General features: G+C 61.0%; 15 protein-coding genes. 10 read left to right on the top strand and 5 right to left on the bottom strand.

Going from position 1 to position 16946, the window contains the following annotated elements; all coding sequences use genetic code 11:
- The first annotated feature begins 93 nt into the window (after positions 1 to 93).
- The 6 genes from tkt to fba all read left to right on the top strand — a co-directional run bounded on the left by tkt (position 94) and on the right by fba (position 6328).
- On the top strand, positions 94 to 2091 hold the full coding sequence (gene tkt / locus KW062_RS27315) for a transketolase (protein ID WP_105753715.1): 1998 nt from the start codon (positions 94 to 96) through the stop codon (positions 2089 to 2091).
- Between the two features lie 150 nt (positions 2092 to 2241).
- Positions 2242 to 3312, top strand: a complete 1071-nt coding sequence (epd, locus tag KW062_RS27310; RefSeq protein WP_027617050.1) for an erythrose-4-phosphate dehydrogenase — start codon at positions 2242 to 2244, stop codon at positions 3310 to 3312.
- A 28-nt stretch (positions 3313 to 3340) separates the two neighbouring features.
- Positions 3341 to 4504 carry a phosphoglycerate kinase gene (locus tag KW062_RS27305; protein WP_027617051.1) on the top strand — a complete coding sequence of 388 codons (1164 nt, stop codon included), beginning with the start codon at positions 3341 to 3343 and terminating at the stop codon, positions 4502 to 4504.
- Between the two features lie 33 nt (positions 4505 to 4537).
- Positions 4538 to 4759, top strand: a complete 222-nt coding sequence (locus KW062_RS27300; RefSeq protein ID WP_027617052.1) for a hypothetical protein — start codon at positions 4538 to 4540, stop codon at positions 4757 to 4759.
- Positions 4760 to 4817: 58 nt separating this feature from the next.
- Positions 4818 to 5150, top strand: coding sequence for an MliC family protein (locus KW062_RS27295; protein WP_027617053.1), 333 nt, complete (start codon positions 4818 to 4820; stop codon positions 5148 to 5150).
- Positions 5151 to 5263: 113 nt separating this feature from the next.
- Complete coding sequence (gene fba, locus KW062_RS27290) at positions 5264 to 6328, top strand: class II fructose-bisphosphate aldolase (protein ID WP_027617054.1); 1065 nt, start codon at positions 5264 to 5266, stop codon at positions 6326 to 6328.
- A 72-nt stretch (positions 6329 to 6400) separates the two neighbouring features.
- Here fba and alr read toward each other — a convergent pair whose 3' ends face one another.
- Both alr and KW062_RS27280 read right to left on the bottom strand, forming a co-directional pair.
- A complete protein-coding gene (gene alr / locus KW062_RS27285) occupies positions 6401 to 7630 on the bottom strand; it encodes an alanine racemase (protein ID WP_027617055.1) in 1230 nt (409 codons plus the stop codon).
- 133 nt (positions 7631 to 7763) lie between these two features.
- Positions 7764 to 8432 carry a polysaccharide lyase family 7 protein gene (locus KW062_RS27280; RefSeq protein ID WP_105753716.1) on the bottom strand — a complete coding sequence of 223 codons (669 nt, stop codon included), beginning with the start codon at positions 8430 to 8432 and terminating at the stop codon, positions 7764 to 7766.
- Between the two features lie 320 nt (positions 8433 to 8752).
- On the opposite strand from KW062_RS27280, the gene KW062_RS27275 reads away from it, so the two are divergent.
- Genes KW062_RS27275 through KW062_RS27265 form a run of 3 tightly spaced genes read left to right on the top strand, consistent with a single transcriptional unit; the run spans position 8753 to position 11724 of the window.
- Positions 8753 to 10876 (top strand): putative bifunctional diguanylate cyclase/phosphodiesterase, encoded by a 2124-nt coding sequence (locus KW062_RS27275; protein WP_105753717.1) that lies wholly within the window; start codon positions 8753 to 8755, stop codon positions 10874 to 10876.
- A gap of 42 nt (positions 10877 to 10918) precedes the next feature.
- The gene (locus tag KW062_RS27270) at positions 10919 to 11410 is read left to right on the top strand and encodes a YgjP-like metallopeptidase domain-containing protein (protein WP_027617058.1); all 492 of its coding nucleotides are present in this window, start codon (positions 10919 to 10921) and stop codon (positions 11408 to 11410) included.
- Positions 11411 to 11427: 17 nt separating this feature from the next.
- Positions 11428 to 11724: a winged helix-turn-helix domain-containing protein gene (locus KW062_RS27265; RefSeq protein WP_027617059.1), complete on the top strand. Its 297-nt coding sequence runs from the start codon at positions 11428 to 11430 to the stop codon at positions 11722 to 11724.
- A gap of 21 nt (positions 11725 to 11745) precedes the next feature.
- Here KW062_RS27265 and KW062_RS27260 read toward each other — a convergent pair whose 3' ends face one another.
- Positions 11746 to 12198, bottom strand: coding sequence for a GNAT family N-acetyltransferase (locus tag KW062_RS27260; protein ID WP_027617060.1), 453 nt, complete (start codon positions 12196 to 12198; stop codon positions 11746 to 11748).
- A gap of 251 nt (positions 12199 to 12449) precedes the next feature.
- On the opposite strand from KW062_RS27260, the gene KW062_RS27255 reads away from it, so the two are divergent.
- Positions 12450 to 13187: a substrate-binding periplasmic protein gene (locus tag KW062_RS27255; protein ID WP_027617061.1), complete on the top strand. Its 738-nt coding sequence runs from the start codon at positions 12450 to 12452 to the stop codon at positions 13185 to 13187.
- A gap of 5 nt (positions 13188 to 13192) precedes the next feature.
- Here KW062_RS27255 and yccS read toward each other — a convergent pair whose 3' ends face one another.
- Complete coding sequence (gene yccS, locus KW062_RS27250) at positions 13193 to 15364, bottom strand: YccS family putative transporter (protein ID WP_027617062.1); 2172 nt, start codon at positions 15362 to 15364, stop codon at positions 13193 to 13195.
- A 305-nt stretch (positions 15365 to 15669) separates the two neighbouring features.
- Positions 15670 to 16848, bottom strand: a complete 1179-nt coding sequence (locus KW062_RS27245) for an NAD(P)/FAD-dependent oxidoreductase (protein WP_027617063.1) — start codon at positions 16846 to 16848, stop codon at positions 15670 to 15672.
- Positions 16849 to 16946: the final 98 nt, after the last annotated feature.

Genomic DNA, 16946 nt, shown 5'->3' with positions numbered 1-16946 from the left:
ATGACTATCTGTCATTGCCCCGAGGCGCCCGGGTGAGGGAAAATGCTCGCCTTTTTTCCGTTTCGTTTTATTCAACTCCCCAGGAGATCAGCGATGCCCAGCCGTCGTGAGCGTGCCAACGCCATTCGTGCCCTCAGCATGGATGCCGTGCAAAAAGCCAACAGCGGACATCCCGGTGCCCCCATGGGTATGGCGGATATCGCCGAAGTCCTTTGGCGTGACTACCTCAAGCACAACCCGAGCAATCCATCCTTCGCCGACCGTGACCGCTTCGTGCTGTCCAACGGTCACGGCTCGATGTTGATCTACTCGCTGCTGCACCTGACCGGCTACGACCTGTCGATCGAAGACCTCAAGCAGTTCCGTCAACTGCACAGCCGCACCCCGGGCCACCCGGAATTCGGCTACACCCCGGGTGTTGAAACCACCACTGGTCCACTGGGTCAGGGGCTGGCCAACGCCGTGGGCTTCGCCCTGGCGGAAAAAGTCCTGGCGGCGCAGTTCAACCGTCCGTCCCACAACATCGTCGATCACCACACCTACGTGTTCCTGGGTGATGGCTGCATGATGGAAGGCATTTCCCACGAAGTCGCTTCCCTGGCCGGTACCCTGGGCCTGGGCAAGCTGATCGCTTTCTACGATGACAACGGCATCTCCATCGACGGCGAAGTCGAAGGCTGGTTCACCGATGACACGCCGAAGCGTTTCGAAGCCTACAACTGGCAGGTGATCCGCAACGTCGACGGCCACGATCCGGAAGAGATCAAGACCGCCATCGAGACCGCCCGCAAGAGCGAGCAGCCGACCCTGATCTGCTGCAAGACCACCATCGGCTTCGGTTCGCCGAACAAGCAAGGCAAGGAAGATTGCCACGGCGCCCCACTGGGTGACGCGGAAATCGCTTTGACCCGTGCGGCGCTGAACTGGAACCACGGTCCTTTCGAAATCCCGGCTGATATCTACGCCGAGTGGGATGCCAAGGAAGCTGGCCGTGCAGTCGAAGCCGAGTGGGATCAGCGTTTCGCAGCCTACTCCGCTGCTTTCCCGACAGAAGCCAACGAACTGGTACGTCGCCTGAGCGGTGAGCTGCCGGCTGACTTCTCGGAAAAAGCCTCGGCTTACATCGCTGAAGTCGCAGCCAAGGGCGAAACCATCGCCAGCCGTAAAGCCAGCCAGAACGCCCTGAACGCGTTCGGTCCACTGCTGCCGGAAGTGCTTGGCGGTTCGGCTGACCTGGCCGGCTCCAACCTGACCCTGTGGAAAGGCTGCAAGGGCGTCACCGCCGAAGATGCCAGCGGCAACTATATGTACTACGGCGTGCGCGAATTCGGCATGACCGCCATCATGAACGGTGTTGCCCTGCACGGCGGCCTGGTGCCTTACGGCGCGACCTTCCTGATGTTCATGGAATACGCCCGTAACGCCGTACGCATGTCGGCGCTGATGAAGCAGCGCGTGATCCACGTCTATACCCACGACTCCATCGGTCTGGGCGAAGACGGTCCGACTCACCAGCCAATCGAGCAACTGGCCAGCCTGCGCTGCACGCCGAACCTCGACACCTGGCGTCCGGGTGACGCGGTCGAATCGGCCGTGGCCTGGAAGTTCGCCCTGGAGCGCAAGGACGGTCCTTCGGCACTGATCTTCTCGCGTCAGAACCTGCAGCACCAAACCCGCGATGCCGGCCAGATTGCCGACATCAGCCGTGGTGGCTATGTGCTGAAAGACTGCGCGGGCGAGCCTGAGCTGATCCTGATCGCTACCGGTTCGGAAGTGGGCCTGGCGGTTCAGGCGTTCGACAAGCTGACCGAGCAGGGCCGCAAGGTGCGCGTGGTTTCCATGCCGTGCACCAGCGTGTTCGATGCCCAGGATGCCGGCTACAAGCAAGCGGTGTTGCCGCTGCAAGTGGGCGCGCGTATCGCCATCGAAGCCGCTCACGCGGACTACTGGTACAAGTACGTGGGCCTGGAAGGCCGCGTCATCGGCATGACCACCTACGGTGAGTCGGCGCCGGCGCCAGCCCTGTTCGAAGAGTTCGGCTTCACCCTGGAAAACATCCTGGGTCAGGCTGAAGAACTGCTGGAAGACTAAGTCCAACAGTTGTGTTGTCTGGATTGCCGTCTTCGCGAGCAGGCTCGCTCCCACAGGGTCACACCGACTTTGTGGGAGCGAGCCTGCTCGCGATAGCGGCGGTCCAGGCAGCACACCACTGACGGATTCACCACGGTAATCGAGAACCCCATGCCTCAACCGCGTCCTTACAAAGTTGCACTCAACGGCTACGGCCGGATTGGTCGTTGCGTCCTGCGTGCGTTGTTTGAGCGAGGCGAGAAGGCCGGGTTTGAAATTGTCGCGATCAACGATTTGGCCGACATGGCCAGCATTGAATACCTGACACGCTTCGACTCCACCCATGGCCGGTTTCCCGGTGAGGTGAAGGTCGACGGCGATTGTCTACATATTAATGGTGACTGCGTGAAGGTTCTGCGCAGTGCCACCCCCGAAGGCATCGATTGGGCGTCCCTGGGCGTCGATCTGGTGCTTGAATGTTCCGGTGCCTACAACACCCGCGCCGATGGCCAGCGCTTTCTCGACGCCGGCGCACCGCGGGTGCTGTTTTCCCAGCCGATGGCCAGCGAGGCGGATGTCGACGCCACCATCGTCTACGGCGTCAATCAGGACTGCCTGAGCGGCGACGAGCTGCTGGTGTCCAACGCCTCCTGCACCACCAACTGTGGCGTGCCGCTGTTGCGCTTGCTGGACCAGGCCCTCGGCCTGGACTACGTGTCGATCACCACGATCCACTCGGCGATGAACGACCAGCCGGTGATCGACGCCTATCACCACGAAGACCTGCGCCGCACCCGTTCGGCGTTCCAGTCGGTGATTCCGGTGTCCACTGGTCTGGCACGCGGTATCGAGCGGCTGTTGCCGGAACTTGCCGGGCGAATCCAGGCCAAAGCCGTACGGGTGCCGACGGTCAACGTGTCGTGCCTGGACATCACCCTGCAAACCGTGACCGACACCGATGCCGACGAGGTCAACCGGATCCTGCGCGAGGCCGCCACCAGCGGCCCGCTCAAGGGACTGTTGGCCTACACCGAGCTTCCACACGCAAGCTGTGATTTTAATCATGACCCGCATTCGGCCATCGTCGATGCCAGTCAGACCCGTGTTTCCGGCCCCAGGCTGGTGAATGTACTGGCCTGGTTCGACAACGAATGGGGTTTTGCCAACCGCATGCTGGACGTTGCTGAACACTATCTGCAAACCGCTATCAAACCTTCTGCCTCTCAAAACCCTGCTGTGTAAAACAGTAAACCCCCAGGAATTGCGACCCATGACCGTGTTGAAGATGACCGACCTCGATCTGCAAGGTAAGCGCGTATTGATCCGCGAAGACCTCAACGTCCCAGTCAAGGACGGTGTAGTCACCAGCGATGCGCGTATCCTGGCTTCGCTGCCGACCATCAAGCTGGCCCTGGAAAAAGGTGCTGCCGTCATGGTCTGCTCGCACCTGGGCCGTCCGACCGAAGGCGAGTTCTCGGCCGAGAACAGCCTCAAGCCGGTGGCCGATTACCTGAGCAAGGCCCTGGGCCGCGAAGTGCCGCTGGTGGCCGATTACCTGGGCGGCGTTGACGTCAAGGCCGGCGACGTCGTGCTGTTCGAAAACGTGCGCTTCAACAAGGGCGAGAAAAAGAACGCCGACGAACTGGCCCAGCAGTACGCCGGCCTGTGCGACGTGTTCGTGATGGACGCCTTCGGCACCGCGCACCGCGCCGAGGGTTCGACCCACGGCGTGGCCAAGTTCGCCAAGGTTGCAGCCGCTGGCCCATTGCTGGCCGCTGAACTGGACGCACTGGGCAAGGCCCTGGGTGCTCCGGCCCAACCAATGGCCGCCATCGTCGCCGGTTCCAAGGTCTCGACCAAGCTCGACGTGCTCAACAGCCTGAGCCAGATCTGCGATCAACTGATCGTCGGCGGCGGCATTGCCAACACCTTCCTCGCCGCAGCCGGTCACCCGGTCGGCAAGTCGCTGTACGAGCCGGACCTGCTGGACACCGCGCGCGCCATCGCGGCCAAGGTCAGCGTACCGCTGCCAGTGGACGTGGTAGTGGCCAAGGAATTCGCCGAAAGCGCTGCTGCGACCGTCAAGCTGATCGCCGACGTGGCCGCCGATGACATGATCCTCGACATCGGCCCGCAGACCGCTGCGCACTTCGCCGAGCTGCTGAAATCGTCGCAAACCATCCTGTGGAACGGCCCGGTGGGCGTGTTCGAATTCGATCAGTTCGGCAACGGCACCAAAGTGCTGGCTCAGGCGATCGCCGACAGCTCGGCATTCTCCATCGCCGGCGGTGGCGATACTCTGGCGGCCATCGATAAATATGGCGTCGCCGAGCAAATCTCCTACATTTCTACCGGTGGTGGCGCATTCCTCGAATTCGTCGAAGGCAAAGTGCTGCCAGCCGTTGAAGTCCTGGAAAGCCGGGCCAAGGCGTAAGGCCGCCCGTTGACCAGGCAAAGGAGTGTTGACATGGTCAAGACGTTAGCGACGTTGATTGCCGCTGCGGTGCTGGTCGGTTGCGGGAGCAGTCCCAAGGTCGCCAAGGACCCGGAAACCGGCGCGCCGGAAAAAGGCTGCTACCAGGCCGACTGGCAGGCGGAAACCAATCCGGTGCTCAACAAGCGTTCCGGGCCCGAGGGCCTGGATAAATACGAGACGCACACACCGGCCAAGGAACAGGGATGTCCTTGACCGGTCTGACTGACTAACGCCAGTGCCGGCGGCCGTTGCCGCCAGCCGAGGAAAATGGATGAAAGGCTTGATCGCCGTGGCCTCCCTGGCAGTGCTTGCCGGATGTGCTGGTTGGAACCCGCTGGCGTCAGCCCCTGCCGCGTCCGATAACTGGACCGATTGGGTGTGTGACAGCCAGGCCGTCGTGCACTGGCGCTTCGCCGATGCCGCGCAGGAAGCAGTGGATGTGCGCTTGGCCGATGATCAGGTGCATCGCCTGAAACTCGAGCCCGCTGGCAGTGGATCGCTGTACAGCGACGACCAGTTGGCGTTTCACCTCAAGGGTGACGAAGGCCTGGTGTACTGGGTCGCCACCAATGATTTGATCGGCCGTGGCTGCAAGGCCAAGTAATACCCTGATTCGCAGGCCGGGGCTTGACCCCCGATCTGCAATAACTTGAATAGCAGCCGCCGCTACGGCAGGCTTGCACGATTAACGACCCTAAACCGGGAGAGACACTCACAATGGCACTTATCAGCATGCGCCAGATGTTGGACCACGCAGCCGAATTCGGCTACGGCGTTCCAGCTTTCAACGTCAACAACCTTGAGCAGATGCGCGCCATCATGGAAGCCGCTGACAAGACTGACTCCCCGGTGATCGTCCAGGCTTCGGCCGGCGCTCGCAAATACGCTGGCGCGCCATTCCTGCGTCACCTGATCCTGGCGGCCATCGAAGAATTCCCGCATATCCCGGTGTGCATGCACCAGGACCACGGCACCAGCCCTGACGTCTGCCAGCGCTCGATCCAACTGGGCTTCAGCTCGGTGATGATGGACGGTTCCCTGGGCGAAGACGGCAAGACCCCGACCGACTACGACTACAACGTCCGCGTGACCCAGCAAACCGTGGCTCTGGCGCACGCTTGCGGCGTGTCGGTAGAAGGCGAGCTGGGCTGCCTGGGTTCGCTGGAAACCGGCATGGCCGGTGAAGAAGACGGCATCGGCGCCGAAGGCGTACTGGATCACAGCCAAATGCTGACCGATCCGGAAGAAGCCGCTGACTTCGTCAAGCGCACTCAGGTTGACGCCCTGGCAATCGCCATCGGCACCAGCCACGGCGCTTACAAGTTCACCAAGCCGCCTACCGGCGACGTGCTGGCCATCGACCGCATCAAAGAAATCCACAAGCGCATTCCGAACACCCACCTGGTGATGCACGGTTCGTCTTCGGTTCCGCAAGAGTGGCTGGCGATCATCAACCAGTACGGCGGCGACATCAAAGAGACCTACGGCGTACCGGTTGAAGAAATCGTCGAAGGCATCAAGCACGGCGTGCGCAAGGTCAACATCGACACCGACCTGCGTCTGGCGTCCACCGGTGCGATGCGTCGCCTGATGGCCACCAACCCGAGCGAGTTCGATCCGCGTAAATTCTTCGGCGCCACCGTCACCGCCATGCGCGACGTGTGCATCGCGCGTTACGAAGCCTTCGGCACCGCCGGCAACGCTTCGAAGATCAAGCCGATCTCCCTGGAAGCGATGTACCAGCGTTATCTGAAGGGTGAGTTGAACGCCAAGGTCAACTAAGCCTTAAGCGTTGCACCACCCTGCATTGAAAAAACCCGCCGCAAGGCGGGTTTTTTTGTGCTCGGCGTTGGCTTATTTGTCGACCAGCAGTTTCGGGTTGGAATTGCCCCACACCGTATACAGGTCGGCCAGCAGCGCGCCGTTAATGTCTTCGACTTCTGCCTGGGCAATCTCGGCGTTGCCCTGCTTGCCGAACAGCACCACCTCATCGCCGCCTTTCACACTCGGTACGTCGGTAACGTCGACCATCAGGGTGTTCATCGAGACCTTGCCCACCACCGGCACGCGGTGGCCGTTGATCAGCACGATGCCTTTGTTGGTGAAGGCGCGGCGGTAGCCGTCGGAGTAGCCGACGGTGATGTTGGCCAGTTTCGAGTCACGCGCCAGGGTGAAGGTGCGGTCGTAGCCGACGGTGTTGCCCTTGGGGTAGCTGTTGACTGACGCGACGTGGGATTTGAACTGCATGACCCGGGTGTATTCGGTATGGGACGGCACGGTGTCACCGAACAGTGCGCCGCCGGGACGGACCATGTCCAGGTGCGACTCGGGCACTTCCAGGGTGGCGAAGGAGTTGGCCGCGTGCAGGGTGATTTTGCTGCGGTCCAGTTGTGCGACCTTGATCAGCCAGTCGGCCTGCTGGTTGAATGCCTTGAGGCCGGCGCGCACATCGGCGGCATCCTCGACCGCGAAGTGGGTCATGATCGCCCGCACTTCGAGGTTCGGCACTTTGGTCATGGCGACCGCGTCACGACGACCCTCGGCGGTGGTCATTTCCACGCCGTTGCGGCTCATGCCGCTGGAGTTCAGGCCAATGTGCACCACCAGTGGCCGGCCGTGGTTTTCGGCGATCAGGCTGGCCTTGACGGCGAAGTCGAGGTTGCCCACCAGTTCTTCGACGTTGTACGGCAATGCCGCTTCCAGCTCACTGAGGGCGGCGGTACGTACGCGGATCAATTGACCCTTGAAGCCGCTTTCACGGACTACGCGGATCTCTTCGTTGCTGGCCACACCGACGCAGGGCACGCCCATGGCGATCACCGAGGGCATCAACAGGCCAATGCCGTGGCCGTAGGCGTCGGCCTTGAGCACCGCGCAGATTTTAGACTTGCCGGCCAGCGTGACCTGCAGGGCGCGAATGTTGTTTTCAAAAGCCTGTTTGTTGATTTCCACCCAGGCGTTGCTGTCCTGTGTACTGACCTGCGCCACGCCGTCGGTCATCGATAGCGGCGGGGCGGCGAAGGCTGGATTTTGCAGCAGAGCCATGCCCAGAGAGAGTGCGAGAAGGGTGCGAGTGAAGGGCATCGGGAGTGTCTCCATGACATTCTTGTAGAGGGCGTGTAGGTAACGCGGCGCAATACTCGAATTGTCCTACAAGAATGTCGACCCCCTCGGCGCGGATCTGTCTGAAAGCGTCGTGGTCCTGCATCTGCCAGGGTTATTTATTGTGGTCGATGTCCAATTTGCGGAAGGTCACCTGGGCGCCTTCACTACTTGGGCCGGCGTTGTCCTGCACGTAGACACCGGCCTTGAAGTACAGCGGCTTGTCGCGCCAGGTGGCGCTGATTTTTGAGTCCCACTGAGAACCGGCGGCGCTGATACCCAAAGCGCCGCCTGGGCTCAGATGGATCAGGTAGGAGAAGTCCTGATCGAGCCTGACCCCGGTGGCGATGGTGATTACCCGGCCTTCGGCATCGTCCGGCCGGGTACGGACTTTGGCGACGATATTGCCGGTCGCGGTTTTGCTTTTGTATTGGTACTCGACTTTCACCAGCGGCTTTTGACTGTCGTAGGCGTGGATCTGGCCAATCACCACCTTGCCCGAACTGGGGACCTTGTTCACCGCCAGGGTGGCCCGCAACGAATTGTCGGCCGCGGGGTATAGCCAGTTGCGCAGGGTGCCGTTGCTGTAGGTTTCGCGCAGCTCAGTGCGCGGGTAGATGGCGTTCTCGGTGCGCGTGCCAGTGACCGGAGCCCAGAAAAACAGGGTGCCGCTGTTGGCGTGGAAATACTGGTTCTTGAAGCCTTTGACCAGTTTCGGGGTGTCGATGGTGGCGGGAGGGCTGCCAACGGGAACGCTGAGGTTCCAGGTTGCAAGATCGATCATTGTCAGGTGTCCACAAGTGCTGCCGAAAGATGCGTGCCAATACTCCGGCGTTCACATCAGGGGCGGCCTTTATAAGCAGGTGAAGACGGTTTGTTAACGGTTTTGTGTCGATTATTTGACGTCGGCTAAATGGCGACGTGCCACACAGACCGGTTTTAAAGGGCTGCAAAGACAGACCGTTAGTCGGGTGATTGACGCTTTTGCTCAATGATGGCCGTTTGATTCCTACTGGTTTGGCACAACCGGGTCTAAAGTGAAGCCACAGCAAGGGTCCGATTCTTGTCGATCGCCCGCTAGATGCCCCATTAAAGAGAAGCAGCATGGAATGCGCGCAACCTACGCCAGGTGATGGCTACCCGGTTCTTTTGATCGTCGACGACTATCCGGAAAACCTGATCAGCATGCGTGCGTTGTTACAGCGCCAGGACTGGCGGGTGATGACCGCTGCCTCGGGCCTTGAAGCCCTGAGTCTGCTGCTTGAGCACGAAGTCGACCTGGTCTTGCTGGATGTGCAGATGCCCGGCATGGATGGCTTCGAAGTGGCGCGACTGATGCGCGGCAGTCGGCGAACGCAACTGACCCCCATCATTTTCCTCACGGCCAATGAGCAGACCCCTGAAGCGGTGATCAAGGGCTACGCCAGCGGCGCTGTGGATTATCTGTTCAAACCCTTCGATCCGCAGATTCTCAAGCCCAAGGTCCAGGCGTTGCTCGATCACCAGCGCAATCGTCGCGCCTTGCAACGCCTCAGTCATGATCTCGAGGTTTCGCGCGCCTTCAATGCCTCGGTGCTGGAGAACGCCGCCGAAGGCATTCTGGTGGTTGCTGATAATGGTCTGATCACCTACGCCAATCCGGCCATTTCACGTCTGCTCGATGCGCCCATCGAGGCATTGCAGGGTTCTGGATTCATCGATTTTTTACACACGCCGCATGTCCCGCGATGGCTCGACTCGCAGATCTGCGCTGACTTGCACCGGGGTGAAACCTGGCGTGCCCATGATGCGGTCCTGCGCACGACACGTGGCCAACAGGTGCCGGTCGCCCTGTCCTGTGCGCCGCTGCCCCTGGAACAGGGGGCGATGGTGGTGACCGTGCTCGATATGTCGGTGGTCTGCGATCTGCACCGGCAGTTGGAGCTGCAAGCCGTCAGCGATCCCTTGACCGGCCTGCTCAACCGTCGTGGTTTCTATCAGAGCGCGGAAAACCTGCTGCTGCGTGGCGAGCGTGCAGGCAGTACCTGGGTCTTGATGTACCTCGATCTGGACAGCTTCAAGCGGGTCAATGATCGCCTCGGCCACGACGCCGGGGATCGGGTGCTACGCAGGGTCGCCGAGCAGCTCAGGGCATGCCTGCGCCCCTTCGACATTCTGGGACGGATCGGCGGCGATGAATTCACCGCCTTGCTCGATCTGGAGTTTCCCGAGCAAGCCGCCAAGATTGCCGAGAAGCTGATCGAGCGAGTATCGGTATGCCAACAGATCGAGGGCATGGATGTCACCCAAGGGGCGAGCATCGGCATCGCCACCTTTCCCGATTGTGGCTATGACCTCGACGGTTTGTTAAGGGCCGCCGACATCGCCATGTACGAGGCCAAGCGCGCCGGGCGCCAGCAATACCGGTTCTACGATCACGACATGAATGGCCGCGCGCGGACCCGCCTGATGCTTGAGCAAAGCGTGCGTTCAGCCATCGAGAGCAGGGACTTCAAACTGGTGTTCCAGCCACAGGTATCGGTTGCCGATGGCCGAGTGCGTGGTTTCGAGGCGCTGTTGCGCTGGCGCCATCCGAGTGTCGGAGATGTTCCACCTGGCCTGTTCCTGCCGCTGTTGGAGGAGGCTCGGCTGGTCAGCCGGCTGGGCAGCTGGATTTATCAAAGTGCCGCGCAGCAGCGAAAGGCCTGGGAGCCGCAATTCACAGAGGACATGGTGTTGGCGGTCAGCCTGAGCAGCACCCAGTTCGCCATGCCCAATCTGGTCACTGAGCTGCGTCAGGTCCTGGAGCGCTGCCAGTTACAGCCGGCTCAGCTTGAGCTGGAGATCACCGAAGATGCCTTGCTGCACAACCTGGAGGAGTCACGTCGCCAGGTCGGCTTGCTGCGCAAACTTGGCGTACGGGTGGCGCTCGACGATTTCGGGTCGGGGCCGTGCTCGCTGGCCAATCTCCGCGATTTGCAACTCGACACTCTGAAGCTGGATCGGCAGTTGCTCGCCCAAGTGCTGCATTCGCCTCGAGATGCCGCGCTAGCGCGAAGTGTCATCGAGTTGTGCGGGCAATTCGGCATACCGGTCATCGCCGAAGGGCTGGAGAGTGCCGCGCAGTATCAATGGCTGGTGGAAAGTGGTTGTCCGTTCGGCCAGGGCTCTCTGGTGGCGCGACCGTTGATGGCCGAAGACGTTGGCGACTTTGTGCAACCCTTCGACTGGGGCGCGCTGAGGTCGTGAATTCGCTACACTGGCGGCCTGTCGCCCCTTTATCGTTGCTCAATGACCGCGCTCAAATACCTCCAGGCCTATCCCGCAGCCTTGCAAGATCAAGTACGCCAGATGATCGATCAGGATCGCCTGGGCGATTACTTGAGCCAACGCTATCCGGACAAGCACTCGGTGCAGAGCGATAAGGCGCTTTACGCTTACGCGCTGGAACTCAAGCAGGAATACCTGCGCAACGCGCCTGCCATCGACAAAGTGCTGTTCGATAACCGCCTCGACCTCACTCATCGGGCGCTGGGCTTGCACACGGCAATTTCCCGGGTGCAGGGCGGCAAGCTCAAGGCGAAGAAGGAAATCCGCATCGCCTCACTGTTCAAGGAGGCTGCGCCGCAGTTCCTGCAGATGATCGTGGTCCATGAGCTGGCGCACTTCAAAGAATCCGACCATAACAAAGCCTTCTACAAGTTGTGCGAGCACATGCTGCCCGGTTATCACCAACTGGAGTTCGATCTGCGGGTCTACCTGACCTGGCGCGATTTGCAGTAATCACACGGAGAGTCTGGATGGACGTCAGCAAGACCAAGAGTAGTTTTTACCGTCGTCTGTACGTGGCGTACCTGATCGATAGCGGGCTGGCCAGCAGCGTGCCGGCGCTGACCGATCTGACGGGCATGCCGCGGCGCACCGCCCAGGACACCATTGCGGCGCTGGCGGACCTGGACGTGGTCTGTGAATTCGAACAGGAAGACGGCGCCCGCAATCATGCCGGGCGTTATCGCATCCACAGCTGGGGCGCCATCGATCCGCGCTGGATCGAGCAGCATCTGCGGCAAATCAAGGCGGTCCTGGGTTATCCCTGAACCGCCAGCATTGGCGACGGACTAGCCCTTGCGCATGCCGATGTGCGGAATGTCGTCTTCCAGGTATTCCTCGCCCACCACGACAAAGCCGTAGCGCCCGTAGTAACCCTGCAAATGGGCCTGGGCCGAGAGGTAGATTGGGGTTTCGGGCCAGTGTTTCTCGGCCTGTTTCAGCGCCTGCCCCATCAGATCGTGGCCCAGGCCCTTGCCCCGCACCTGCGGTGCAATCACCACGCGGCCGATCACCACATCGCCGCCTTGCGAGGCCGGGTCGAGCAAGCGCAGGTACGCGACCAACTGATCATCCTGCCAGGCCATTAAGTGGCAGGTGTCACCCTCGAGGTCGCGGCCATCGACTTCCTGGTAGGCGCACTTCTGCTCAACCACGAACACTTCAGTGCGTAGCTGCAAAATGGCGTAGAGCTGTTCTTTGCCCAGGTCTTCATGGTGTTTGCAGATCCATTCAATCGTCATCGTTCTGTCCTTTAAAAAGTCTGGTCCGATACTAAGCGTCTACTGTCGAGATGTCTTGCCTGCATGAAAATCTGCGACATAGTCCAAAATGCCATCATTGAATTCGTGCGACTTCGTCATCTTTGTGTAATCTGCTTTGGCTGCCTTTGCCGCGAGTTGCATTGAGCCCAAACCTGGCCGCCCTGCGGCAGATGATCATCGAGTTCGGCTGAAAACGTGTTGGGTTGGCGCCCACCTAAGGATTTTTTGGCATGCCGCGATTGCATCGAGTCATTGCGTTGATGGGTTTGCTCTGGATAAGCCAGGACGTTGAGGCGCAAAAGCTGCGGCTGGTCGCCGATGCCTGGCCGCCGTTCACCGACGCCACCCTGGTCAACGGCGGGTTGGCCACCGATATAGTCAGTACCGCACTGGCGCGCGCCGGCTATGCCAGCGATTTCCAGCAGGTGCCCTGGGCCCGGGCGATGCTCGGCCTGGGCGAGGGGCGCTACGACGTGCTGGTGAACGCCTGGTACAACGACGAACGTACACGGATCGGCCAGTTTTCCGCCGAGTACCTGCTCAATCGCATCCGCTTCATCAAGCGCAAGGATGCGCCCATCGAATACAACAACCTGCAGCAGTTGCACACCTTTGCGATAGCGGTGGTGCGCGGCTACGCCTATTCGCCGGAATTTGATGGTGATGCCGCATTGCAGAAAGTCCCGGTGCACAATTTCGCCATGGCGGTGCGCATGGTGGCGGCGGACCGGGTGAAGCTGACGCTGGAAGATGAGTACGTGGCGCGTTATTACTTGGCGCACGAGTCGCCCAAGGTGCGCAATGCCGTGGAATTTGTGCCACAGCCCTTGAGCGAAAACAGCCTGCATATTCTGGTCAGCCTGAAGAACCCGGACCACGCGAAAATCGTCGCCGGGTTCGACCGGGAAATTGCCGGGATGAAGGCGGACGGCAGTTATGAGCGGCTGCTGAAGCAGCATGGGATGTAGCAGCTTCAGGCCTTTATCAGGTGCGCCGCCAGAGTCCGCAATGGCCCCAGCTGCCGGCAAATCAACCCGAGTTGCGTCTGTACCAGACGCAGGCCTTCGTCGATTTCGTCGGGCATCTGTTCGAGTTCGGCCGCCAGGGATTCTTCCTCGTCACTCTGGATCGCGATCGGTTGTTTGCTGGCCAGGCCTTGGGCGATTTCATCGATGCTGGCCGCCAACTTGACCCCGGCGCCTTCGATCAACTGTTCGCGGACTTCATCCGGTAAACGTGTTTCGCGATGTGCACCCAGGCCCGAAAGGTAGCTGAGCAGTGTGTGGGACAGTACGAGGAAACGGAATCCGACATCCGCTTCCTTACGAAAGTGTCCGGGCTCCATCAGCATGTTGGCTAGGGTGGTCGACAGCGCGGCATCCGCGTTGTGCGCGTTGCGCCGGGCCAGGCGGTAGGCCAGGTCATCGCTTTTGCCGGCGGCGTACTGCTGCATGATCTGGCGCAGGTAGATGCTGTTGCAGGTCAGGGTGTTGGCCAGCACCTTGTTCAACCGACGACCCTGCCAGTCCGGCAGGAACAGGAACACCGCGAGGCCGGCGATCAGGCTGCCGAGCAGGGTATCGAACAAGCGTGGCAGGAACAGTCCATAGCCGTCGCCCACTTGGTTGAAGCAGAACAGCACCATCACTGTGATCGCCGCCGTCGCCAGGGTGTAACGAGTGGTCCGGCTGATAAAGAACACCACCCCGGCGGCAATCGCGAAACACGACTGCACCAGCGGGTTGGGGAACAGGTCGAACAGGGCCCAGGCCACGGTCAGGCCGATGGCGGTGCCGATGATCCGTTGGCCGAGCTTGCGCCGCGTCGCGCCGTAGTTGGGTTGGCAAACAAAGAGCGTGGTGAGGATGATCCAGTAGCCCTGGGAAGGGTGGATCAAGTGCAGCACGCCATAGCCAATGGTCAGCGCCAGCGGCAGGCGCAAGGCGTGGCGGAACAGCAGCGAGGTCGGCGTCATCTGCGCGCGCAGGCGGGTCCAGACGTCTTTGAGATTGCGCGGCGAACGGTCGAGCAGGCTGCTGTCGGTGGCATCGGCGAGGTTGTCGGGGTTGCTCGCGTCGCTGAGCAGGCGGTCAAGGGTGCCCAGGTTGGCCGCCAGTGCACGCAATGAGCGCAGCAAGCCGCGCCAGGCCGGATTGCTCTGGATGCGCAGGTGCTCCAGCGAGGCGTGCAGGTCACTCAGAGCCTGGGCGAAGCTGTCGTCGTAGACGAATGGTTGGCGCATCTGGATCGATTCGGCCAGCGCCCGGCACGCCTTGCCCTGTTGGCGCAGCAGGCGCTGGCAGCGGAATAGCACGTCGCTGTGGAAGAACGCGTCGGCCAGGGCGTTGTACGGGTAATGCGAGGAACTGGCGCGCTCGTGGATGTCCTGGGCGAGGAAGTACAGCTTCAGGTAGCGGCTGACTTTCGACCCCGGCCGGCCGTTGCCGACCCGGTGCAGGATGATTTCCTTGGCGGCGTTGAGGGCGGCGACCACCCGGCCGTTCTGCTGGGCCAGTTCCAGGCGCCGGGCCTCGACGTCCATCTGCCGCAGCGGCTCGAACAACGCCGACTTGAGCTTGAGGTAATAGCCCAGTTCGCGGAACAGTCGCGCCAGGCTCTGTTGCACTGGCTGGTTGGAGAACATCGCCTGCCACAGCACCGACAGCAGGCCGTACCAGGCCGCGCCCGCCACCAGCAGCACCGGTTCATGCCAGAAGTCAGTCACCGCGCCGCCGCGCTGGTCAACGCCGATCATGGTGTAGACCGAGAGGATCAGTGTCGCCGAAGCAATCGCCCCGTAGCGTTCGCCGAGGGCGCCGAGCATGGTCAGGCCAAAGCTGGCCAGCGCAAAGGCGATCACGAAAATGTACGGGTAGGGGAACAGCAGTTCGACGGAAAATGCCGCGACGCTGAAGCACACCAGGGTCACGGCCAGCGCGTTGAGACGGCCCTGCCAACTGTCGTCGGTCTCGGCCAGGGCGCAGGCGATGATCCCCAGGAACAGCGGAATCAGCAGGGCCATTTCATCCTGGTACCAACACAACGCCATGCTGCCGGTCAGGGCGATGAACACCCGCACGCTGTAGCTGAACTTATCCAGTGCCCAAAGGCGCCGCAGAGACTGACGAAACGGAGTCGATGACATGAAGTGCGAAGGCCTTCCGGGGCAATGCCGCTAAATTGAGCCAGTAATGACGCCGACGCAATGGCGGCGATCACATCTGACAGCAAAATCTGTTCCTTCGGTACTTCATGCTCACTGCAAATGTTCAGGCTGGCCGAGAAAGCCGTGGGGCTTGCCATGCGTTCTCGGATTGACTCGCGATCAACTGTAGGAGCCAGCCTGCTGGCGATAGGGCCTGCCGATTCAAAGAAGATGTTGAATGTGCCGCCGCCATCGCGATCAGGCTCGCTCCTACAATTTAAACCTGCATTGACAGGGGGGCTGGCTCAGACGTACTGCGCCGCCGCATACCCCGAGGCCCAGGCCCACTGGAAGTTGAAGCCGCCCAGGTGGCCGGTGACGTCGAGTACTTCGCCGATGAAATACAGGCCCGGGCTTTTCAGCGATTCCATGGTCTTGGATGACACTTCGCGAGTATCGACCCCGCCCAGGGTCACCTCGGCGGTGCGGTAGCCTTCAGTGCCGGCGGGCACCAGGGTCCAGCTCGCCAGCTTGGCGGCGATCTCGGCGATTTCGGCGTGGGTGTACTGCTTCATCGGCTTGGAAGCGAACCAGTTGTCGGCCAGCAGGTTGGCCATCTTCTTGGTGAAGATCTCGCCGAGCAGGGTTTTCAGTTCGCTGTTTGGCCGCTCGGCTTGCTGCTGTTGCAGCCAGGCGTGCACGTCATGGTCGGGCATCAAATTGATTTCGACACTGTCGCCGGACTGCCAGAACGAGGAAATCTGCAAAATCGCCGGGCCGCTGAGGCCGCGGTGAGTGAACAGGATGTTCTCGCGAAAGCTCTGGTCGTTGCAGCTCACCAGGCAATCCACTGAAGTCCCGGACAACTCGCTGCACAGTTCCTTGAGCTGGTCGGTGATGGTGAACGGCACCAGACCGGCGCGGGTTGGCAGCAGTTCGTGACCAAATTGGCGCGCCACCTGATAACCGAAACCGGTGGCGCCCAGGGTCGGAATCGACAGGCCGCCGGTGGCGATCACCAGCGACTGGCAGCTCACCTGGCCCAGCGTGGTGTCCAGCAGGTAACCGTTTTCGAGTTTCTCGATGGTCTGAATCGAGGTGTCCAGGTGCAGGCTGACGCCGGCCTGATCGCACTCGTTGAGGAGCATCTCGAGGATGTCGCTGGATTTGTTATCGCAGAACAGCTGGCCAAGCTTTTTCTCGTGGTACGGCACGCCGTGCTTGGCCACCATGCCGATGAAATCCCACTGGGTGTAACGCGCTAGTGCGGATTTGCAGAAGTGCGCGTTCTGCGAGAGGAAATTGCTCGGCTCTGTGTACATGTTGGTGAAATTGCAGCGGCCACCGCCCGACATCAGGATTTTCTTGCCGGCCTTGTTGGCATGGTCGAGCAACAGCACCTTGCGCCCGCGCCCGGCGGCGGTCAGTGCACACATCAACCCTGCGGCGCCAGCGCCAATGATCACGACTTCGGTAGAGCGCAAAACGGTGTCCTCTCAGTGTCACACCAGAAAAACTGTGGGAGCGAGCCTGCTCGCGAAGGGGTCGGTACATTCAACATAGATGTTGTCTGACAAACCGC

This window comes from Pseudomonas fluorescens, from assembly GCF_019212185.1.
Lineage (GTDB): Bacteria > Pseudomonadota > Gammaproteobacteria > Pseudomonadales > Pseudomonadaceae > Aquipseudomonas.
This window is presented reverse-complemented; position numbering and strand designations above follow the sequence as displayed.